This is a genomic window from Nocardiopsis suaedae, assembly GCF_027706745.1.
GTDB classification, from domain to species: Bacteria; Actinomycetota; Actinomycetes; order Streptosporangiales; family Streptosporangiaceae; genus Nocardiopsis_A; species Nocardiopsis_A suaedae.
Genome location: NZ_JAQFWP010000008.1, coordinates 66685 through 87650, shown reverse-complemented (window position 1 = coordinate 87650; position 20966 = coordinate 66685). Strand labels below are relative to the sequence as shown.

Here is a 20966-nt window from a genome sequence, read left to right as displayed (position 1 = left end):
AGGGCCAGAGCACCCCACGGAGCGCCCATGGCCGCCGAGCCCGCCCACCCCTTCGTCCCCTATAGGCCTGGGCGACTGCCCCAGTCGGAGATGATCCGCCGGGGCCGGGAGTTCGCCGCACTGCTCGACCAGCGGCGCAGCGTGCGCGCGTTCAGCGGCGATCCGGTCCCGCGCGAGTGCATCGACCTGGCCGTGCACGCCGCCAACACGGCACCCTCCGGCGCCCACCAGCAGCCCTGGACCTTCGTCGTCGTCGGGGACGCGGACACCAAGAAGCGCATACGCGAGGCCGCCGAGGCAGAGGAGCGGGTCAACTACGAGGGCGGCCGGCTGCCTCCGGACTGGCGCGCCGCGCTCGCGCCGCTGGGCACCGACTCCGACAAGCCCTACCTGGAGACGGCGCCGTGGCTGGTGGTGTGCTTCGCCCAGAAGTACGGTGTGCGGCCCGACGGCACACGGCGAAAGCACTACTACGTCAACGAGAGCGTGGGCATCGCCTGCGGCATGTTCATCACCGCACTGCACACCATGGGCCTGAGCACGCTCACGCATACGCCCAATCCGATGGCCTTCCTGAGCGGGATCTGCGGGCGTCCGCCCAGCGAGAGGCCGTACATCCTGTTCCCCGTCGGCTACCCGGCGCCCGACGTGCGCGTCCCCGACCTGCGGCGCAAGCCTCTGGAGGAGGCCATGGCCGACGTCCCGCCACAGCGACCGGAGCCGACGTGAACCCGACCCGGTCGATCCACCGGTGTCGATCGGCGACGGACGGGGAGGGGGCGGAGCAGGGAGGGCGGGAACGTCCCGCAGCCCCGAGCGAGGCGGCCGGGGGCCCACGCCGGAGTCGTCTGCACCGCCGAGGCCTGAGATCGCGGCGTACACGGCCGATGAATGGACCAACGTGGAGGAGCGCCGCGCGGTGGCGACGAGAGACGACGAGCTCGCCGTCCACGACGAAGCCATCGTGCTGGTCGCCGCCATCGGCGAATGGCAGTGACTCACAGGTGACCGCCCCGGCATCATGGACATCATGGACACGCCGAGCGCCGACTGGATCACCCTACGAAAACCTGCCAGGTCGCCTCCGGCCGATGGCGGCCGCGCGCGCTTGGCTCCGCGACCGCGGCATCGACTGGATGCCCTTTGAACAGGACGAAATCCGCTGGGGACTTGCCTGTGGCATCGGTCCTGACGGCCACTGGAACGGCTGGTTCGACATCCGTATTCAGGCCGACGCACTACGGCGGCTCGGGCTGCATCCCGACCAACCCACCGCCAAAGCCATCGGCCCATCCCCACCCCACTGGTGGCATGCCGCCGCCGAACGCGACACTCATTAGGCCCTCAAAAGACCACGTCTGAAACAGGCCCTAGAAACGCCCCCGGCCACGAACCGGAGAGGAACCGGTCAGGCCAACCCGCACTCGGTGAAGGCCGTGCGCAGGCGGCGCACGCCCTCGCCGATCTCCGGGGCACCGCCCGTTCCTCCGAAGCTCAGGCGCAGGTGCGGGGCGGTCGGCTCGGCGGGGAAGTAGTGGTGGCCCGGGGCCACCGCCACACCCGCCCGCAGGGCCGAGGCCTCCAGCGCCTGCTCCTCGGTGCCCTCCGGCAGGCGCAGCCACAGGTGCAGTCCCCCCAGGGGCGGCTCCAGCGGGGGCAGGCCCGGCAGATCGTGCAGCAGCGCGGCGGCCATCTCCCGACGCCGCTCGGCCAGGCCCCCGGCGACCGCGCGCAGGTGGCGCCCCCACACCGGCGAGCCCACCAGCTCCAGGGCCGCCTCCTGCAGCGGGCGCGGCACGAAGAAGCTGTCCACCACCTGGATGGCCCGCAGCCGGCGCATCACCGGTCCCCGCGCCGCCAGCGCCCCCACCCGCAGGTTGGGTGAGGTCACCTTGGTCAGCGACCGCACGTGCACCACGCAGCCGTGCTCGTCCTCGGCCGCCAGCGGCGGCGGCTGCAGCGGCGCGTCGGCGTGCCCCAGGTGCCGGGCGAAGTCGTCCTCCAGCACGAACGCCCCCGCCGCGCGGGCGATCTCCAGGACCGCGCCGCGCCGTTCCGGTGAGAGCACCGCCCCCGTCGGGTTCTGGAACAGCGGCTGGCACACCACCACCCGCGCGCCCGAGGAGCGCAGCGCCTCCTCCAGCAGTTCGGGGCGGATCCCGTCCCGGTCCAGCGGGACCGGCAGGGGCCGCACGCCCGAGGCCCGGGCCGCCGCCAGCATGCCCGGGTAGGTCGGCGACTCCACCAGGACCGGCGCGCCCGGCGGGGCCAGGGCGCGCAATGCGGCGGTCAGCGCGCTCTGGCCGCCCGCGGTGACCAGCACGTCGGAGGGGTCGAGCATGCCGTCGTGCCCGCCGATCTCGCGGGCGAACCACCCCCGCAGCTCCGTGACCCCCTCCACGGGCGGGCGCTCCCAGGCCTCCGGGCGGCGCCCGGCCCGGGCCAGGGCGGTGGCCAGCGCCCGCTCCGGCTGCAGCGCCGAGTGCAGGTAGCCGCCGTTGAAGGCGATCGTGCCCGGGGGAGGGGAGGACAGGGTGGCCAGGATCCCGGCGTCGTCGACGGTGCGCGGCACCGGTTCGGCGCCGCCGAGGGTCGGCTCGGCGCTCAGCGACACCTCCTGCCAGGAGGTGTCACCGCGGGCACGGGCGCCCGCGGCGGTGGCGGCGCGGAAGGCGCCCGCGCCCGGCCGGGTGACGACCAGCCCCTCGGCGGCCAGCACCGCGACCGCGCGCGAGACGGTCACCGGGCTCACGCCGTAGCGCTCGACCAGCCGCCTGCTCGGCGGGAGCTTCTCGCCGGGCGAGTAGCGGTTGACCTCGTGCCGCAGGGATGCGGCCAGCTCCCCCACGCTGCTACTCTTTTTCATGAGAGCTGATGATAGCGCTATCGCCCCGGAACGGGTAGCGGCCCGGCGCGGCGCCGTACTGGCGGCCCTGGGCGTCGCCTCGTTCTCCTTCACCTTCCCCGCGACCTCGTGGGCGCTGGAAGGCTTCGGCCCGTGGACGACCACCGCCCTGCGGTGCGCCCTGGCCGGGCTGGTCGCCGCCGCGGTGCTCAAGGGCGCCGGGGCGCGCCTGCCCGACCGGCGCCACATCCCGGGGCTGCTCGTGGTGGCGCTGGGCTGCGTCGTGGCGTTCCCGCTGCTGACGTCGCTGGCGCTGCAGACCACCTCCACCGGCAACGCCGCGGTGATCATCGGGCTGCTGCCGATGAGCACCGCCGTCGTCTCCTCGCTGTGGTCGCGCTCCTGGCCGCCGGGGGTGTTCTGGGTCGCGGCGGCGGTCGGGGCCGCCGCCGTCGCGGGCTTCACCGCCGTCCGGACGGGCGGCGCCCCGGGGCCGGGCGACCTGTACCTGTTCGCCGCCCTGGTGCTGTGCGCCGCCGGGTACGCCGCGGGCGGGCGCCTGTCGGCCCACATGCCCGGGTGGCAGGTGATCGCCTGGGCGCTGGTGCTGTCGATGCCGGTGATGGTGCCCGCTGCGGCGGTGGCGCTGCCCTTGGAGCCCGTCGCCCTGGGGCCGGTCCCCATCGCGGGGATGGTCTACCTGGCGCTGGTCTCGCAGTTCGGCGGGTTCGCCGCCTGGTACCGGGGCATGGCGCTGATCGGGGTCGCCCGGGCGAGCCAGTTCCAGCTCGCGCAGCCGCTGCTGACCCTGGTGTGGGCGTTCCTGGTCCTGGGCGAGGCGATCAGCGCCTGGGCGCCGGTGACGGCCCTGGTGGTGCTGGTGTGCATCGCCGTGACCCAGCGGGCCGCCCGCAGGCGGGCCGCACCGGCTCCGCAGGCCGCGCCCGGCAGCACGCGGGAGGATGGCGCGCAGGAGGCGGTGTCCAAGAGCGGGTGAGGCGACCCGATGTGCGGGGGCGGGCCCGGGCCGGGGCCGCCCCCGCGCTTCTAGGTATGCCTACTCAGCCGCCCTGGGGAGCCGAGCCGATGCGGCGCTCCCGACCGCGGCCGTAGGTTCACGGCATGGGTTACCTGGTCATCGGCAACACCACGGCGCTCCTGCACTTCGCCTTCCTCGGCTACGTCGTCTTCGGCGGCTTCCTGGCGTGGAAGCACCCCAAGGCGATCCGGGTCCACCTGGCCGTGGCCGCCTACGCCCTGGGGATCGTCATCATCGACTGGCCCTGTGCGCTGACCGAGCTGGAGAACTGGGCGCGGGCCATGGGCGGCAGCCCGGTCATGGAGAACGGGTTCATCGACCACTACCTGACCGGCACCCTTTACCCGCGCGAGCACCTGTTGACGTCGCGCATCGTGATGGGCGCCGTCGTCGTGGCGTCCTGGGCGGGGGCCGTGGTGCTCCGCAGGCGCGCAAGGGGCACGACGGCCGCGGGGGAGGCGGGGACGGCCCCGGCCGCCGAAGCGGGACCGGAGCGCCCCCTCGAAGGCGTCAGCGCTTGACGGCCGTCACCCGCAGGCGACGGTAGTCGGCCCACCAGGCGCCGTCGCGGTGCAGCCGGCCGCGTGTGCGCTCCTGGGCGCCGGCCAGGAACGCCTCGGTGTCGGCGACGCCCTCCAGCAGGTGGGAGCCGAACATCCGCAGCCACACCGCCACACCGTCCTCGCCTTCCAAGCGCGTCGGACGGTCGAACAGCCAGGCCCCCGTCACCTCGAACCCTGCCCGCTCCAGCACTCCCGCGTACTCGGCGATCCCCGGGAAGTACCAGGGGGAGGCCGCCTCGGGCAGCCCCGCCTCCGCGCGCGCGGCACGGGCCGCACCGTCGATGGCGGCGATGTTGCCCCGGCCTCCGAGCTCGGCGACCAGGCGGCCCCCGGGGCGCAATGCCGCCGCGAGCGAGGCCGCCGCCGCGTCGGCCTCGGGGATCCAGTGCAGGACCGCGTTGCTGAGCACGGCGTCGAATCCGTCCGGCCCCAGGTCCCGCAGGTCGCCCACGCGGGCGTCCAGGCCGGGGAAGCGTTCGGCGGCCCGCTCGACCATCTCGGGGGAGGCGTCGACACCGACGACCTCGGCCCCGTGCTCGGCGATGGCGGCGGCGTGGTCCCCGGTCCCGCACCCGGCGTCGAGCACGCGCTCCCCGGCGGCCGGCGCCAGCAGGCCGATGAGATCGGCCCCGAGCGAGGCGACGAACGCATGGCGGGTGTCGTACAACTCTGCGTCCCAGGTCTGGTTCGGCATGCCCGCACCGTAACACCGCTGTATCAGATTTTGATATCTTTGTCTTATTATTCGAGACACCGAGTAAAGTACCACCGGCGGTACTACCACGTGGCCATGCTGGAGCCATGGGCGTTGAGAAGCTGTCGGTCTCCTTGGACAAAGAGGTCTACGACAAGGGCAGAGAGGCGGCCGCACAGTGCGGCCTCCCTCTGTCCACCTGGTTGGGCGGGCCGCCGAGCAGGCCGCCGAGCTTCAGCGCGCAGAATCAGCGCTTCAGAAGCAGTTCTCCGACCACGGCGAGCCGTCAGCGGAAGACCGGGCTTGGGCGCGTGACCAGCTCGACGCCGCAGGCGTGGGACACGCTGAACCGGCGGACAGCGTCAGCGCTCGGCGCGAGGCTTCGCAGCGCCTCGACCGCCTGGCCTTGGAGGACGACACGTGAGGGTCCTGCGGAGTCGGCGCCTGGTGTTGGACGCAGGGGCCCTTTGCCATGCGGAGAGGCACCCCCGGGAAGGTCTGGACGCTGTGCCAGGCCGAGATCTCCGATCCGCGCCGCCCGCTGCTGCCGATCGGTGTGCTCGCTCAGACATGGCGCGGCGGGCCGAGGCAGGCGGGCCTCTCCCGTCGCGTCAACGCCTGTGAGATCGTCCTGTTCGAAGAACCGACGGCCGAACGGATCGGTGTGCTGCTCGGCCGGCCCGGACGAGCCGACATCGTGGACGCCGCGGCCGTCATCGCCGCGATCGAGATGGGCGCCGCCGTCGTGGCAGCGGACCCCGGAGACATTCGCAGGATCGCCGAGGCCGCCGAGCACGACCTGCCCATGATCACCGTCTGACCGGCACGCGTAGGGGCCGGAACCGCACGCGGTTCCGGCCCCTCATCTCATCGGCGGCTCACAGGCGGGCCAGCCGCTCCAAAGGGAACGGCGGGGTGGCCAGCGGGCGGGTCGCCGTGCGCATCAGCAGCAGCGGGTTGTCGTCCCCGGCGCTCCGGTTGGCGACGAGGGCGTCGCAGCCGGTGCACCGGTGGATCAGCACCCACTCGCCGTCACCGCGCACCGTGACCGCGATGGGCTCCATGCGGGCCCCGCAGTCGCTCGCCCGGTCGCCCGGAACGCGCTCGTCCACGTGCTTGCTGAACAGGCAGTTGGGACAGTGGTTGCGGTGCCGCGTTCCCGGAGCGCTCAACGGGACGTCGAGGCTGCAGTTGGCGCAGCGGAAGCTGTCGGCTCCCTGGCGGGAGCGGTGGCGGTTTTCGCGTCGTCGTGACACGGAGGTGACTCCTCGCGGAAAGGTACGGGCGGTCGCTCGCACAGCGCCGTCCGCCGCCCCGCGAAGGGCCTCCGACCGGTCAGGAGCCCGAAGCCCTCCGCAGGGTCGCGACGGCGCTCGACCGGGGGACGGACCTCACCTGGCTGGACATAGAGGCCACACACTCGCTATCTGTGACACGGCGACAGGAACACGCGGGCCCGCAGGCCCGCTCGTCGGCCATTAGACCCGCACGCCAGGCCGCCGGGCAACCGGTTTTCCCGCCGCAGGGGACGGCCGACGACCCACGCGTGTCACGGCGGGGGCCGTCACCGTGCCAGCGCCTCCCTGACGCCATCCGGGGACCACACGCCCGCCGCGCCCGGGCGGGTGGACAGGTAGGCGGCCGTGCGGTCCGGACCCCACCGGTGGGCGGACTCCAACCCCGCCCCGATGACCCGCAGATAGGCCGCCGCAGGCGCCGTGTGCTCCACCTGGGCGCTCGACCAGTGCGCGGTGAAGGTCAGCATCGGCACCCCGTCCATGTCGCCGCAGTGCAGCAGCGTCTCATAGCGCCCCTCGCCGAGCACCGCGCGGCCGCGGCCCACCGCCTCGGCCGGGTCCGGCCCCTGCCCGGGGGAGCGGTACATCTCCTGGGCCGCGATGTCGGAGAACTGCTCGGACGACACCAGATACGCACGGGCGGGCGCCGCCCCCGGCAGGCCCGCGTCCAGCATGGCCAGGCCGCCGCCCCACATCCGCGACTCCAGCCCGAAGTACACCCCTCCGGCCAGCCACACCGCCCTGTCGGCGCGGGGCGGGGTGCGGTCCCTGCACCCCGGATTGGCGCGCGCCCCGCCGCCGGGGGCGCCGCCGCGCACGTAGCAGTCGAGCCGCCCGGCGTCCATGTTGGCGCCGTAGCTCACGTACCAGACCCGGTCCACGGGCGCCTCCTCGGCCGTCGGGCGGTCAGACCGGCGAGGGCGCGCCGTCCAGCACGCGCTCATAGCAGACGCTCAGCTCGCAGTCGGCGTAGGGCCCGAAGCGGTCGATGCGGGTATAGCCGCACCGCTCGTACAAGCGCATGGCCTCGGGCTGCTCGGCGCCGGTCTCCAGGCGCATGCACAGCGCCCCGAGCCCGCGCGCGTGCTCCTCCAGGGCGCGCACGAGCAGACCGCCGATCCGGCGGCCGCGCCACTCGGGGGCCACGTACATCCGCTTGATCTCGTAGGTGGAGGCGTCCAGACGGCGCAGGCCGCCGCAGCCCACGGCCGCGCCGGTGGCCCCGTCGGTGGCGAGCAGGAAGGCGGCGGCGTCCTCGGAGGAGGGTTTCGGGCCGGCCTCGGTGTCCCCGCCGTAGCGTTCGAGGGTCTCCTGCTCCTGGGCGAGGCGCAGGGCGGACCCGGTCGGGTGGTCCCAGGGGATGTCCTGAACGATGATGCGCACGGTCGGATGCTAGCGGTAGGCGGTGACCTCCCCGTCCGCCCTCCCGGTCGGCAGGCGCCCCCGGAAGGGCGGACGGGCCGCTCAGGCGTTGGGCGGGAGGGCCGTTCCCGCGCCCCGGTGGCGGGGGCGCACAAGTTCGGGGCGCTCCCGGTCCCCGTCCCCGCGCTCGTCCTCCTCCTCAGAGCCCAGCACGGTGAACCCGGCGTCGCGGATCATCTCCAGGTCGGCCCGGCCGGGCTGGCCCTCACTGGTCAGGTAGTCGCCCAGGAAGATCGAGTTGGCCAGGTACAGCGCCGTGGACTGCATTCCGCGCAGGTGCACCTCGCGCCCTGCGGCCAGGCGCACCTCGGTGTCCGGGAAGACCAGCCGGGCCGCCGCCAGGATGCGCAGGCACCGCCGGGGGTCCAGGTCCCACCGCCCGGCCAGCGGTGTCCCCTCGAACGGGATGAGGAAGTTGACCGGCACCGAGTCCGGCTCCAGCCCGCGCAGGGCCAGCAGGGCGTCGGCGATGTCGCCGTCGCCCTCGCCCATGCCCGCGATCAGGCCCGAGCAGGGGGACAGGCCGGCCGCCTTGGCCTTGCCCACGGTCTCCACCCGGTCGTCGAAGGTGTGCGTGGTGCAGATGTCGGCGTAGCGCTCGCCCGAGGTGTTGAGGTTGTGGTTGTAGGCGTCCACGCCCGACGCGCGCAGCCGCTCGGCCTGGCCCTCGGACAGCAGGCCCAGGCAGGCGCAGACCTCCACCCCGGGGTGGTCGGCCTTGATGCCCTCGATGGCCGGGCGCAGCCGGTCGACGTCGCGGTCGGTGGGGCCGCGCCCGCTGGCCACCAGGCACACGCGCGCCGCGCCCGCCTCGACCCCGGCGCGCACCGCCTCGGCGGTCCGGTCGGGCTTGAGCCAGGTGTAGGTCACCACGTCGGCGGTGGAGCCCAGGCGCTGGGAGCAGTAGGTGCAGTCCTCCGGGCACAGCCCGCTCTTGAGGTTGACCAGGTAGTTGAGCTTGACGGTGCGGCCGAAGGCGCGCAGGCGGGGCCGCGCGGCGGCGGCCACCAGGTCCATCAGGGCGTCGTCGTCGCTGCCCAGCACACCGAGCAGCTCATCGCGGGTCAGGGGGTCGCGCCGCAGCGCCTTGTCCGAGAGCACGTCGAATCGGGCCATGGGGCCGATCCTGGTGGAGGGGGCGCGCGGGCCGCAGGCGCCGGACGAGCCAAACTTGGCCCCCTGGGGTTTGTGGACCACCGCCCTTAAGGCGCGGACGGTCCCGGCCGCCCCCGCGCGGCCCCCGGCGGGTTCAGGCCGCGCGTCCGGTCCGGGCCAGCAGCACGGTCTGGTCGCCGGCGCCTTCGGGCACCGGCCGCGCCGGGGCGAACAACGCCGTGCCGTCCTCCGCCTGGGCCGCGTCCAGGTCGCCGGAGATCTCCTCGGACTCCAGCAGGGCCCGCACCAGGGAGGGGTCCAGCCGCTCGTCGGCGCCGATCGCGCGCGCCAGGTCCCAGGCGTGCACGGCCAGGTCGAACGTCATCTGCCACAGGTACAGCGACCCGGGGGCGTCGCCGAACGACAGGTGCACGGTGCTCTCCAGGGAGCCGGGCCGCAGCCAGGCCGTGCGCGCCTCCCGGGAGGCCAGCTCCCAGGTGGCCACCGGCTCCTCGCCCATGGCGTCGCCGTCGAAGCGTCCGCCCGCGCCCTCGATGGTGCCGCCCTCCAGCAGGTAGGGCACCCAGAGCTGTTCGCGCACCAGGTGCTCCACCAGGTCGTGCACGTCCCACTCGGTGCAGGGGGTGGGCTCGGCCCACTGCACCGGGCCCACGGCCCGCACCCTGCGGTCGAACTCCTTCATCGCCTGGCCGTGCAGGTCCAGCAGGTCGGACATGGCTCTTTCCCTCCGCTGATCGGTAGCGGCCCCGGCTCCGCGCGCGGGGCCCTACCCGAGGATGCCGCCCCTACCCGCACCCCGAAACGGCAATCATCGCGCCTGTGAAAGACAACTCACCGCGTTTCGTGTCCGAGCACACCCGCCACGGCGAGACCATGGTGAGCTGCAACATGTCCATTACCCCCCGTTGACGCGGTAAGGAGGGGAGCGTGGCCAGAGCGCACTCCTCGGCCTCCGATGCGGAGGCCGGAAACCTCGCCCATGTCGTCATGATCGCCGGGGCGGCCGCCATGGGCGGCTTCCTGTTCGGCTACGACAGCTCGGTCATCAACGGCGCCGTCGACGCCATCCAGCAGCACTTCGAAGTGGGGCCGGGCGTCACCGGGTTCACCGTGGCCGCGGCGCTGCTCGGCTCGGCGGTGGGCGCGGCGGTGGCCGGGGCCCTGGCCGACCGCTTCGGCCGCATCCGCGTGATGCAGCTCGCCGGCCTGCTGTTCCTGATCAGCGGCATCGGCTCGGCGCTGCCGTTCACCGTGTGGGACCTGGCGCTGTGGCGCGTGGTCGGCGGCTGCGCCATCGGCATCGCCTCGGTGATCGCCCCCACCTACATCGCCGAGGTGTCCCCGGCGGCCTACCGGGGGCGGCTGGCCTCACTGCAGCAGCTGGCGATCGTGCTCGGCATCGCCGTGTCCCAGCTGGTGAACTACGCGCTGGCGTCGCTGGCCGGGGGCAGCTCGCTCGGCGAGCTGGGGCCGCTCCAGGCCTGGCAGTGGATGCTGGGCGTGGAGGTGTTCCCGGCGGCGCTGTACATCCTGCTGTCGCTGACCATCCCGGAGTCTCCCCGGTACCTGGTGCGGGTGGGGCGCGACGCCAAGGCGCGCCGCGTCCTGGAGGAGGTCGAGGGCGGCGACCCCGACGCGCGCATCGCCGAGATCCACGAGGCCCTGGGCTCGGAGGTCAAGCCCCGGCTGAGGGACCTGCGCGGCCCCTACCTGCTGCTGCCCATCGTGTGGATCGGCATGGCGATCTCGGCGTTCCAGCAGCTGGTCGGCATCAACGTGATCTTCTACTACTCGTCGTCGCTGTGGCAGTCGGTGGGGGTGAACGAGAGCGACTCGCTGCTGCTGAGCCTGTTCACCTCGATCGTGAACATCGTCGGCACCTTCGTCGCCATCGGCCTGGTCGACAGGATCGGCCGCAAGCCGCTGCTGCTGATCGGGTCGGCGGGCATGGCGGTGACCCTGGCCTCGACCGGGTTCGCGTTCAGCCACGCCACGGTGGTCGGCGACCAGGCGCAGCTGTCGTTCGCCTGGGGCGCGGTGGCGCTGGTGTCGGCGAGCGCGTTCGTGCTGTTCTTCGCCCTGTCGTGGGGCGTGGTGACGTGGGTGCTGCTGGGGGAGATGTTCCCGCTGCGGATCCGGGCGGCGGCGATGGCGGTGGCCACGGCCACCCAGTGGATCGCCAACTGGCTGGTCACCGTCACCTTCCCCACCCTGCGCGACTGGGACCTGAGCGGCACGTACATGGTCTACACGGCCTTCGCGGTGCTGTCCTTCCTGTTCGTGTGGAAGTTCGTGCAGGAGACGAAGGGCAAGACGCTGGAGGAGATGGGCCGATAGCAGCCTCTGCCCCCTCCCGGGGCGCCGCTCGGCGGCCTCGGGTGCCGTATGGGGGGCGAGTAGGGGGCACGGCGCCTGGAGCGCCGAAAAGAGAGAGGCCGGTCCGGCTCGACGCGATCCCCCCAGACGCGGAGCCGGGCCGGCGCGGTCCGGCGGGACGGGTGGGGTTCCGCCGGACACCCCGTACAACAAACGAGGGCCCAGACATGTTCCGGGCCCCGACCGTCCCCAGCGGCCGTACGTAACCTCCCGACCTGCGGGTAGTCGGACCCCACGAGCGGGAAGGGAGGACAATGGTCGCCGACGTCTTCGTCCTCGGGCTGGACCCCCACAACCGCGAGGTGCTGGAAAGGCAGGCCGACGAGCGCGGATACCGCATCCACGGCCTGCTCGACATGGAGCGGCTGCGCTCCCCGTACGGGCGTCTCGAAGAACTGCTCGACGAGGCACGCGCGCACCTGGACGCCTTCCCCGGGAACGTGGACGCCGTCATCGGCTTCTGGGACTTCCCCGTGTGCACGCTGGTGCCGATCCTGTGCGCCGAACGGGGCCTGCCCTCGGCGCCGCTGGAGGCCGTCGTCAAGTGCGAGCACAAGTACTGGAGCCGGCTGGCGCAGCGGGAGGCGACCGACGCCCTGCCCCCGTTCGCCGCGGTCCCCTTCGACGCACAGGAGCCGCCGGAGGGCCTGCGCTACCCGATGTGGCTCAAACCGGTGAAGTCCTACTCCTCCGCGCTGGCCTTCCGGGTCACCGGCGACCGGGAGTTCCGCGAGGCCCTCGGACACATCCGCGAACACGCCCACGAGATCGGCGACCCCTTCGAGGAGGTCCTGCGCGGCGTCGAACTCCCCGAGGCGGTCGCCCGCGCCGGGGGAACGGCCTGCATGGCCGAAGAGGAGGCCTGCGGCGAGCAGGTCACCGTCGAGGGCTACGTCCACCGCGGCCGTCCCGCCGTCTACGCCATCATCGACTCGGCCCGCTACCCCGACTCCTCCAGCTTCCTGCGCTACTCCACCCCCTCCGGCCAGCCCGGCCCGGTCCGGGACCGGCTCGCCGAGATCTCCGAGGCCGTCGTGTACCGCATGGGGCTGGACAACACCACCTTCAACATCGAGTACTTCTGCGGCCCCGACGAGCACGACATCCGCCTGCTGGAGGTCAACCCCCGCCACTCCCAGTCGCACAGCTGGATGACCGAGCGGGTCGACGGGGTGCCCAACCACGACCACATGGTGCGCCTGGCCCTGGGCCTGGAACCGCGGCTGGACCCGGGGGCGGGCGAGTACGCCACCGCCGCCAAATGGTTCCTGCGCCGCTTCACCGACGGGGTGGTGCGCACCGCCCCCGGCCCCGAGGACGTGGCCCGCATGGAGCGCGACGTGCCCGGCACCACCGCCAAGGTCGCGGTGCGCCCCGGCACCCGGCTGTCGCGGATGTACGGGCAGGACAGCTACAGCTACGAACTGGCCCAGGTGTTCACCGCCGGGCGCGGGGAGGAGGACCTGCGCCGCGCCTACGAGCTGTGCCTGGCGCGGCTGCCGTTCGAGATCGAGGACATCGGCCCCGGAACCGACCACGCAGAGGGGGACTGAGCCGGATGCGCACCGTCACCGCGCTCCCGCACGAGGTCGTCGAGGAAGGGGAGGTGACGATCCCCGTCTCCGACGGGGTGCGCCTGGCCGGGCGCATCTGGCGCCCGGCCGGGTCGGAGGGCCTGCCGGTCCCGGCGGTCCTGGAGTTCATCCCCTACCGCCAGCGCGACCTGACCGCCCAGCGCGACTCCACCATCCACCCCTACCTCGCCGGGCACGGGTACGCCTGCGTCCGCGTCGACCTGCGCGGCAGCGGCGACTCCGAGGGCGTCCTGGAGGACGAGTACCTGGAACGCGAGCTGCGGGACGCCGAGGACGTCCTCGCCTGGATGGCCGGACAGCCCTGGTGCGACGGCACCACCGGGATGATGGGCATCTCCTGGGGCGGGTTCAACGCGCTGCAGGTGGCCGCGCGGCGGCCGGAGAGCCTGGGCGCGATCATCACCCTGTGCTCCACCGACGACCGCTACGCCGACGACGTGCACTACATGGGCGGGTGCCTGCTGGGCGACAACCTGTCCTGGGCGTCGACCATGTTCGCCTACACCTCCTGCCCGCCCGACCCCGACGCGGTCGGCGCCGACTGGCGCGGGATGTGGCGCGAACGGCTGGAGGGCAGCGGGCTGTGGCTCGACACCTGGCTGCGCCACCAGCGGCGGGACGACTACTGGCGGCACGGGTCGGTGTGCGAGGACCTGTCGGCGATCCGGGTGCCGGTGATGGCGGTCAGCGGGTGGGCCGACGGCTACTCCAACGCGGTCTTCCGGCTGATGGAGGGCCTGACCGTGCCGCGCCTGGGGCTGATCGGCCCCTGGTCGCACAAGTACCCGCACCTGGGGCGGCCCGGCCCGGCCATCGGCTTCCTCCAGCACTGCGTGCGGTTCTGGGACCGCTGGCTCAAGGGCAAGGACAACGGCATCGGCGACGAGCCGGAGCTGCGCAGCTGGATGCAGGAGAGCGTGCCGCCGTCCACCTCCTACTCCGAGCGGCCGGGCCGGTGGGTCGGCGAGAAGGAGTGGCCCTCGCCGGACATCGAGTACCAGGAGCGCCCGCTGGCGCTGTACCGCGTCTGCGAGCCGGGCGCGCGCGTGGGCCGCGAGAGCGCGCAGGTGCGCTCACCGCTGACGGTGGGGCAGTTCGCCGGGAAGTGGTGCTCCTACAACGCGCCCCCGGACCTGCCCTACGACCAGCGGGAGGAGGACGGCGGGTCGCTGGTGTTCGACACCGCGCCGCTCGACGAGCGGGTGGAGATCCTGGGCGCGCCCGTGCTCAACCTGGAGTTCACCGTGGACCGGCCGGTCGCCATGGTGGCGGTGCGGCTGTCGGACGTGGCCCGCGACGGGCGCGCCACCCGGGTGACCTACGGGCTGCTCAACCTCACCCACGCCGAGGGGCACGACGCGCCGCGGCCGCTGGAGCCGGGGCGGCCCTACCGCGTGGCCGTCCCGATGAACGGCGTCGCGCAGGCGTTCCCGCCCGGCCACCGCATCCGGGTGTCGGTGTCGACCTCCTACTGGCCGCTGGCCTGGCCGCCGCCCGAGCCGGTCGTGCTCACCGCCCTGCTGGAGGGCGGCACCTCGCTCGTGCTGCCCATCCGGCCCCAGGGGCGCGGCCCCGAGCCGCCGCCGTTCGAGGAGGCCGAGGGGACCCCGGCGCTGCACACCGAACAGGTGGCCGCGGGGGACGGGCGCTGGGAGCTCTCCCGGGACCTGGTCGACTACTGGTCGTCACTGTGCGTCGTGAAGGACCTGGGGACGGTGCGCTTCCCCGACACCGGCTGGGAGGTGTCGCGGCGCGCCTGGGAGGAGTACGCCTCGCAGGGCGACGACTACACCTCCCCGGTGGGGCGCACCGAATGGCACATGGGGTTCTCCCGCGGGGACTGGGACGTGCGCACGGTGACGCGCACCGCCCTGTCGGCCACGCCGGAGGAGTTCCGCCTCAACGCGACCCTGGACGCCTACGAGGGCGGGGAGCGTGTGGCGGCCCGGACGTGGAACACTTCCATCCCGCGGGACCTGGTCTGACCGCCGCAGCCCCGCGCGGTCACGGGCAGTAGCATGACCTGCGGACCGTGACCACCTCTGAGGAGAACCATGCGCCACACCCCCCGGACGTTCACGCGCGAGATCGCGCGGCGCGAGGCCGAGCACAGGGGTGTGGCCGTGGACTGGGACGCCGAGGCGCCCGAGGAGGTCCCCGAGGAGCTGCGCCACGCGGTGTTCAAGGTGGCCGAGCGGGGCTGGTGCGTGTGGGCGACGACGTCCGCCGAGGAGATGGCGATGCCCGCGGACCGCGACTTCCACCCGTTGGAGGAGGTCCTGGCCTCCGGATGGTGCCTGCAGGGGTGGAACGGCGTCCGGATCCCGGTCTGAGGCGGCGGGGAGCCGAGAAGAGCAGGCCCGGGGCCCTGAAGGCGCCCCGGGGCGACGAGGGCGGCGGTTCTGCAACGCGATCAGCCCCTGGGACGGCTCTTTCACCGCACTGGAACCCCCGCGAGGGTGGTGTCCGCGCAGCCTCCGGCGGACACCACCCTCCGCACGGCCGGAGCGTTCGCCGCAACGGTCAGGCGTCGCGGACCCGCAGCAGGGGCCAGGCCGCCAGGAGCGGCACCAGCGCCCACACCACCATGGTCAGCGCCGCGCCCCACGGGGGCAGCAGGTCGCCGTAGACGGACCCGCCCGTCGGCCCGGGGGAGGCGATCTGGGCGGCCAGTCCTCCGGGAAGGACCGAACCCACCCGCTCGTTCCACGGCTCGGGCAGGAACTGCGCCATCATCGGGACCGGGTACCACAGCGTGCCCAGCACGGCGACCGAGGCCACGGCCGACCGGGTCAGCGCCGCCACCCCCAGGCCCAGAAGTGTGAACATCGCGGCCTCGGCGGCCATCGCGGCGATGGGCTCCCACTCCTGGGACAGCGCCCCGGGGACGCCCTCCATCTCCCGGTCGCCGAGCACCATGCGGGTCGCCCCCCACACCGACACCAGCACCGCCAGCGCCGTCACCGGGGCGACCGCGCCGCACACCGCGGCCTTGGCGGCGAGCACCCGGCCCCGGGACGGCATCGCCGCGAAGGTGGTGCGCACCATCCCCGAGGAGTACTCGCGCGAGACCGACAGCGCCCCCATCACCCCCAGGGCCAGTGTCATGCCCCAGGACGCCAGCTGGGTCAGCGGCGAGATGGAGCCCGTCCGCTCGTCGGGCGGGAGCGCGTCCCAGGCCTGGGAGGCCGTCCAGGCGATCATCGCCGCCACCGGCAGCATCGCCGCCGCGGCGATCAGGCAGTACCAGGCGGCGCGGGAGGTGCGCAGCTTGAGCCACTCAGCGGCCAGGGCGTCCGTCATCGGGCCGCCTCCCCGGCGTCGGCGGTCAGGCGCATGTAGGCCTCCTCCAGCGAGATGCCCACGGGGGCGGACCCGTGCAGCGGGATGCCCGCCGACGCGGCCGCCTCGCCCACCTCGCGCACGTCCATCCCCGTCACGGTGAGGGCCCCGTCGGCGCCGGGCTCCACCCCGGCACCGCGCCCGGCCAGCACACGCGCCAGGTCACCGGGGCGCGGGGAGCGCACGAGCACCCCTTCGCTCCCCTCCACGAGCGCGCGCACCGAGGTGTCGGCGACGAGCCCGCCCCGGGCGACCACCACCAGCCGGTCGGCCGTCTGGGAGACCTCGCCCATCAGGTGGCTGGACAGCAGCACCGTGCGCCCGTCGGCGGCCTGGGCCCGCAGCAGCTCGCGCATCCACCGCACCCCGTCGGGATCCAGGCCGTTGACGGGCTCGTCCAGCACCAGCACCTCGGGGTCGCCCATCAGCGCCGCGGCCACGCCCAGGCGCTGGCGCATGCCCAGGGAGAGCCCGCCCGCCCTGCGGTCGGCGGCCCCGGCGATCCCGGCCCACTCCAGGGCCTGGTCGGCTTTGGCGCGCGGGATGCGGTTGGAGCGCGCCAGCCAGTGCAGGTGCGCGCGGGGCGAGCGCCCGGGGTCCAGGGCGCCGGCGTCCAGCAGCGCCCCGACCCTGCGCAGGGGGTACCGGAACCGGGTGTAGGGGCCGCCGAGCACGTGGGCGCGGCCGCCGTCCGGGCGGTCCAGCCCGAGCAGGGCGCGCATGGTGGTCGACTTGCCCGCGCCGTTCGGTCCGAGGAAGCCGGTGACGGCCCCGGGTTCGGCGCGGAAGGAGAGCCGGTCCACGGCCGTGGTGCGGCCGTACCTCTTGGTGAGTTCGTCTACTTCGATCACGGCGGCGAGTGTGTCGCGGGCGGGCCGCCCGGGGCATCGGAGCAGGGGCCGGACCTCCGGGTCGGCCCGGGGGCGGAGACCGGCGGCTGGAGGAGGGCCGCTCATCCCCGGGGATGAGGGACCGCAGGGCGAGGCGGCCGTGCACGGGCCGGGGTAGCGTTCCCGGCATGTTCAGCCGGATGGGGCCGTTCGCGGGCCGGGGAGGCCTTCTCGCGCTCGACGCGCTCGCCGGGGCGGGCTATGCCGGGTACCTGGCGGCCGCGGGGGTGCCCGTGCCCGCCGGTGCGCCCGCCTGGGCCCTGGCGGTGGTGGTCCTGGGAACGGCCCTGCCGATGGCGCTGCGCCGGGCCGCGCCGCGGGCGTCCACGGCCGCGGTCGCCGTCGCGACGCCGGTCGGAGTGGCCACCGGGCTGATCGGCGACCCGTTCCTGGCCGCGGGGTTCACGCTCTACGCGCTGGCGCTGGACACGCCCGGCCCGAGGAGGGCGCCGGCCGTCGTCGTCGGCACGGCCGCGGGGGGCGTCCTGGTCGTGGCGGTGGTCGCCGGGGTGCCGCAGCTCGGCGCCGCGATGGCGGCGACCGGCCAGGCGGTGGCGGGGGCGGCGGTGCTGGCCGCCTCCTGGGCGGCGGGGCACGCGGTCCGCGAGCGCCGTGCCCAGGCGGCGCGGGCGGCCGAGGAGCTGGCGGCGCGGGTCGCCGCCGAGGAGCGGCTGCGGGTGGCCCGGGACGTGCACGACATCGTGTCGCACACGCTGAGCATGATCGGAATCAAGGCCGGGGTGGCCCGGCACCTGGCCGGGGAGCGGCCGCGGGAGGCCCAGGAGGCGCTGGAGGTCATCGAGCGGGCCAGCCGGGAGGCGCTGGCCGAGATGCGGGTGGTGCTGGGCGCGGTCAGGGCGGGGGAGGGGAGTGCGAGCGCCCCGCCGCCGGGGCCGGCGCGCCTGGGGGAGCTGGTGCGGCGGGCGGGAGAGGCCGGGATACGGGTCGACCTGGACTCCGACGGCGCGGAAGGGCTGCCCGAGGCCGTGGGGGCCTCGCTGTACCGGATCGTGTCGGAGGCGGTCGCCAACGCGGTGCGCCACTCGGGCGCCGACCGATGCACGGTCCGGGTGCGCGCCGAGGGGGACGCGGTGCGGTTCGCGGTGACCGACGGCGGGGGCGGCGAACGGGCGCCCGGGAGCGGGCCGGGCGCGCCGGCGCCGCCGGGGCACGGCATCATCGGCATGCGTGAACGCGCGAAGGCCCACGGGGGAGTGCTGGAGGCGGGGCCGCTCCCGGACGGGGGCTTCGAGGTGCGGGGGAGCCTGCCTTTGGGGCGGGAGGGCGACCGCTGACCGGGAGGATCGGGAGGCGGAGGAGGGGCCCCGGCAGTGGAACCGGCGCCGCTCGGAGCCGTTGAGACCATGGTGACCCGGGTGGACGATGGGCACACCGTTCCAGCGGGCGCCTTCGTGGCCGGGTGGGCCGCCCCGGAAAGGCGCTCTGCCCCTGAGGAGTGTGTCGGTGCCGTCTGACCAGGCCAGGGCGGACGCCACTGCCCTGGACCGCACCGTGTCCGCCATTGGACCGGTCGCCCAGGGCGGCCGAGGCGCATCAACGGGAGCGGCTTCGGCTCCGGCCGTCCCTGCCACCCACGGCACCCAGGCCACCGCGGAGGACCGCCTCCGGAGGCGGAGGCCGTCGGCGAACGCGGCAGGCACGATGGGCGGGGAATCGGTGGGCCGGAGCGACGGGAGGAGACGGTATGGCCGGGACGGCCGAGCCGCTGCGCGTGCTCGTCGCCGACGACCAGGACCTGGTGTGCGCGAGCTTCCGCCTGCTCGTGGACAGCGCGCCGGACATGGCGGCGGTCGGCGGGGCGCTGGACGGCGCGCAGGCGGTCGCACTCGCCCGCGCCGAGCGGCCCGACATCGTCCTGATGGACGTGCGCATGCCCGGCACGGACGGGATCGAGGCCACCCGCGCCATCACCGGCCCCGACGGCGTGCCCGGTGCGCGGGTCCTGATCCTCACCACGTTCGACCTCGACGAGTACGTGTACGCGGCGCTGGAGGCCGGGGCCTCCGGGTTCCTCCTGAAGAACTCCCCGCCCGAGGAGCTGCTGCGCGCGGTCCGGGTGGTGGCCGGGGGCGAGGCGCTGCTGGCCCCGTCGGTGACGCGGCGCCTGGTCGAGCGCTTCGCCAGGGGCGCCCGCCCCGCGGAGGCGCCGCGTGCGGTGCTGGACGGCGTGACCGATCGGGAGCGGGAGGTCCTGGAGCTGATCGCGCGCGGGCTGTCCAACGACGAGATCGCCGCACGCCTGCAGCGCAGCCGGGCGACCGTCAAGACCCACGTGGGGGCGCTTCTGCACAAGCTCGGCGCCCGGGACCGCGCCCAGCTCGTCGTCGCGGCCTATGAGGCCGGGCTGGTGGTTCCCGGGCGGAGCGAGGGCACTCCGGGGTGAGCCGGACGGCTCACCGTGCGGCGTGCAGCGGGGCGCCGAGGGCCACCGCCTCGGCAGGGGTGTCCGGCGCGGGGGCCGCGGCCGGGGTCCTCGGGGCGGGGCGCACGGGGTCGGGCTCCTCGTAGGCGGGAGCGTAGGGGGACAGGAAGGCCTGCGCGAGCGCCGCGTTGAGCCCCGCGGCCCCCCGCGCCACGAACGGCAGGTTGGCCGCGAAGAGCAGGCCGACGGCGGTGTGGAACAGCATCGAGACGGTCTGCGAGTCGCCGAGGCCGATCAGCTCGGGCAGGCCGCCGTCGTTCCCGACGGTGGTGAACAGCACCCACCCGTAGACGGGGTAGGCGATCCCGGCCAGGGCCACGGCCCACCAGGAGGCGAGCACGGCGAAGGTGACGGTGGCGACGGGCAGGCGGATCAGCGCGTGGCCTGCGTCCATCCAGCTCTGGCCGCAGGTGAGCGGGGTAAGGGCGGTGCGGAACCAGGAGGCCCCGGCGGGGGCGCGGCGGTAGCGCGGGGCGCCCAGGGAGCGGCCGATGACCTCGGGGACCATGTTGCGCTCGACGGCGGCGGCCATCCGGGCGGCCAGCAGGGTGCCGGAGAGCACGAACAGCCCCGCGACGACGACCGCGGCCCCGGCGCCGGCCGCCAGCCCGGCCACGGTGACGGCGAAGGCGACGACGGCGGTGGGGAAGCCGATGAGGACGTAGCGGGTGTCGGCGCCGAGGCGCCGGATGAGCTTCTGCATGCCCCGAACGCTACGGACGGGCGCAGGCCCGGGACCATACACCGGGTCCCTCTCCCCGGGGTGGTACACGCACCACCCCGGAGCGGCGCCGGGACCGCGGCGGCACGGGGCCGGCAGGCGGGGGCGGCGGACCCTCCGGCCCGCCGCCCCGCTCATTCCCTCACGCGCCGCGCGCGATCTCGGACGCCAGCTCCTCCAGGCGCTCCAGGCCTTCGTCCGAGCCCTCCTCCATGCCGCTCGCCACCATCGCGTCACGGTCCTCGACCGACTGGAACACGCTCACCGCGCGGTAGCGGGTCGACCCGCCCAGGTCCTCCAGCTCGACCGTCTCCAGGCAGACGTGCCCGGGCGCGCCCTCGAACTCGAAGGTCTGCACGATCCGGTCAGGGGCGCTGACCTCGTGGTAGACGCCGTGGAAGTTGAACTCCCCGTCCTCGCCCGAGGTGAGGAAGCGCCAGGCGCCGCCGGTGCGGATGTCGCCCTCCTCGACGCGGACCTCGTACTTGGCCGGGCCCCACCAGCGGGGGATCAGGCCGGGGTCGGTCATTGCGCGGAACACCGCCTCGCGCGGGGCGTCGAAGGTGCGCACGGTCACCAGGTCCTGGCGTCCCGGCTCGATGACGAACTCGGTCTTGCCCAT

General features: G+C 74.3%; 22 protein-coding genes. 11 read left to right on the top strand and 11 right to left on the bottom strand.

Features of this window, described 5'->3' with window-relative positions:
• Nucleotides 1-27: 27 nt before the first annotated feature.
• Entirely contained in the window at nucleotides 28-729 is a 702-nt protein-coding gene (locus tag O4U47_RS06460; protein WP_270676674.1) for a nitroreductase family protein, read from the top strand.
• Nucleotides 730-1091: 362 nt separating this feature from the next.
• Nucleotides 1092-1340 (top strand): hypothetical protein, encoded by a 249-nt coding sequence (locus O4U47_RS06455; protein ID WP_270676673.1) that lies wholly within the window; start codon nucleotides 1092-1094, stop codon nucleotides 1338-1340.
• A gap of 68 nt (nucleotides 1341-1408) precedes the next feature.
• Here O4U47_RS06455 and O4U47_RS06450 read toward each other — a convergent pair whose 3' ends face one another.
• The gene (locus O4U47_RS06450; RefSeq protein WP_270676717.1) at nucleotides 1409-2848 is read right to left on the bottom strand and encodes an aminotransferase-like domain-containing protein; all 1440 of its coding nucleotides are present in this window, start codon (nucleotides 2846-2848) and stop codon (nucleotides 1409-1411) included.
• Between the two features lie 16 nt (nucleotides 2849-2864).
• Here O4U47_RS06450 and O4U47_RS06445 point away from each other — a divergent pair, with 16 nt between their 5' ends.
• Together O4U47_RS06445 and O4U47_RS06440 are read left to right on the top strand one after the other, a co-directional pair.
• Nucleotides 2865-3842 (top strand): DMT family transporter, encoded by a 978-nt coding sequence (locus O4U47_RS06445; protein WP_270676672.1) that lies wholly within the window; start codon nucleotides 2865-2867, stop codon nucleotides 3840-3842.
• A gap of 125 nt (nucleotides 3843-3967) precedes the next feature.
• Nucleotides 3968-4405: a DUF2784 domain-containing protein gene (locus O4U47_RS06440; RefSeq protein WP_270676671.1), complete on the top strand. Its 438-nt coding sequence runs from the start codon at nucleotides 3968-3970 to the stop codon at nucleotides 4403-4405.
• Here O4U47_RS06440 and O4U47_RS06435 read toward each other — a convergent pair.
• Entirely contained in the window at nucleotides 4395-5141 is a 747-nt protein-coding gene (locus tag O4U47_RS06435; protein ID WP_270676670.1) for a class I SAM-dependent methyltransferase, read from the bottom strand. The genes O4U47_RS06440 and O4U47_RS06435 overlap by 11 nt on opposite strands.
• A gap of 472 nt (nucleotides 5142-5613) precedes the next feature.
• Here O4U47_RS06435 and O4U47_RS06430 point away from each other — a divergent pair, with 472 nt between their 5' ends.
• A complete protein-coding gene (locus O4U47_RS06430; RefSeq protein ID WP_270676669.1) occupies nucleotides 5614-5961 on the top strand; it encodes a hypothetical protein in 348 nt (115 codons plus the stop codon).
• Between the two features lie 58 nt (nucleotides 5962-6019).
• Here O4U47_RS06430 and O4U47_RS06425 read toward each other — a convergent pair whose 3' ends face one another.
• From O4U47_RS06425 to O4U47_RS06405, 5 genes are all read right to left on the bottom strand, one after another.
• Nucleotides 6020-6397: an RNHCP domain-containing protein gene (locus O4U47_RS06425; RefSeq protein ID WP_270676668.1), complete on the bottom strand. Its 378-nt coding sequence runs from the start codon at nucleotides 6395-6397 to the stop codon at nucleotides 6020-6022.
• A gap of 308 nt (nucleotides 6398-6705) precedes the next feature.
• Nucleotides 6706-7320: a histone deacetylase gene (locus tag O4U47_RS06420; protein ID WP_270676667.1), complete on the bottom strand. Its 615-nt coding sequence runs from the start codon at nucleotides 7318-7320 to the stop codon at nucleotides 6706-6708.
• Between the two features lie 25 nt (nucleotides 7321-7345).
• On the bottom strand, nucleotides 7346-7822 hold the full coding sequence (locus tag O4U47_RS06415; RefSeq protein ID WP_270676666.1) for a GNAT family N-acetyltransferase: 477 nt from the start codon (nucleotides 7820-7822) through the stop codon (nucleotides 7346-7348).
• 81 nt (nucleotides 7823-7903) lie between these two features.
• Complete coding sequence (bioB, locus tag O4U47_RS06410) at nucleotides 7904-8977, bottom strand: biotin synthase BioB (RefSeq protein WP_270676665.1); 1074 nt, start codon at nucleotides 8975-8977, stop codon at nucleotides 7904-7906.
• A 133-nt stretch (nucleotides 8978-9110) separates the two neighbouring features.
• Nucleotides 9111-9692, bottom strand: coding sequence for a TIGR03086 family metal-binding protein (locus O4U47_RS06405; protein ID WP_270676664.1), 582 nt, complete (start codon nucleotides 9690-9692; stop codon nucleotides 9111-9113).
• 212 nt (nucleotides 9693-9904) lie between these two features.
• Between O4U47_RS06405 and O4U47_RS06400 the strand changes: the two genes are divergently transcribed.
• The 4 genes from O4U47_RS06400 to O4U47_RS06385 all read left to right on the top strand — a co-directional run bounded on the left by O4U47_RS06400 (nucleotide 9905) and on the right by O4U47_RS06385 (nucleotide 15281).
• Nucleotides 9905-11314: a sugar porter family MFS transporter gene (locus O4U47_RS06400; protein ID WP_270676663.1), complete on the top strand. Its 1410-nt coding sequence runs from the start codon at nucleotides 9905-9907 to the stop codon at nucleotides 11312-11314.
• Nucleotides 11315-11607: 293 nt separating this feature from the next.
• On the top strand, nucleotides 11608-12906 hold the full coding sequence (locus O4U47_RS06395) for an ATP-grasp domain-containing protein (protein WP_270676662.1): 1299 nt from the start codon (nucleotides 11608-11610) through the stop codon (nucleotides 12904-12906).
• Between the two features lie 5 nt (nucleotides 12907-12911).
• The gene (locus tag O4U47_RS06390) at nucleotides 12912-14933 is read left to right on the top strand and encodes a CocE/NonD family hydrolase (RefSeq protein WP_270676661.1); all 2022 of its coding nucleotides are present in this window, start codon (nucleotides 12912-12914) and stop codon (nucleotides 14931-14933) included.
• A gap of 69 nt (nucleotides 14934-15002) precedes the next feature.
• Complete coding sequence (locus O4U47_RS06385; protein WP_270676660.1) at nucleotides 15003-15281, top strand: hypothetical protein; 279 nt, start codon at nucleotides 15003-15005, stop codon at nucleotides 15279-15281.
• A 190-nt stretch (nucleotides 15282-15471) separates the two neighbouring features.
• On the opposite strand, the gene O4U47_RS06380 is transcribed toward O4U47_RS06385, so the two are convergent.
• A complete protein-coding gene (locus O4U47_RS06380; protein ID WP_270676659.1) occupies nucleotides 15472-16251 on the bottom strand; it encodes an ABC transporter permease in 780 nt (259 codons plus the stop codon).
• Entirely contained in the window at nucleotides 16248-17141 is an 894-nt protein-coding gene (locus O4U47_RS06375; protein WP_270676658.1) for an ABC transporter ATP-binding protein, read from the bottom strand. The genes O4U47_RS06380 and O4U47_RS06375 overlap by 4 nt, the downstream gene beginning before the upstream one ends.
• 167 nt (nucleotides 17142-17308) lie before the next feature.
• Between O4U47_RS06375 and O4U47_RS06370 the strand changes: the two genes are divergently transcribed.
• Nucleotides 17309-18475, top strand: coding sequence for a sensor histidine kinase (locus tag O4U47_RS06370; protein WP_270676657.1), 1167 nt, complete (start codon nucleotides 17309-17311; stop codon nucleotides 18473-18475).
• A 410-nt stretch (nucleotides 18476-18885) separates the two neighbouring features.
• The gene (locus tag O4U47_RS06365; RefSeq protein ID WP_270676656.1) at nucleotides 18886-19584 is read left to right on the top strand and encodes a response regulator transcription factor; all 699 of its coding nucleotides are present in this window, start codon (nucleotides 18886-18888) and stop codon (nucleotides 19582-19584) included.
• 10 nt (nucleotides 19585-19594) lie between these two features.
• On the opposite strand, the gene O4U47_RS06360 is transcribed toward O4U47_RS06365, so the two are convergent.
• On the bottom strand, nucleotides 19595-20326 hold the full coding sequence (locus tag O4U47_RS06360) for a sensor domain-containing protein (RefSeq protein ID WP_270676655.1): 732 nt from the start codon (nucleotides 20324-20326) through the stop codon (nucleotides 19595-19597).
• A gap of 160 nt (nucleotides 20327-20486) precedes the next feature.
• Nucleotides 20487-20966, bottom strand: a complete 480-nt coding sequence (locus O4U47_RS06355; protein WP_270676654.1) for an SRPBCC family protein — start codon at nucleotides 20964-20966, stop codon at nucleotides 20487-20489.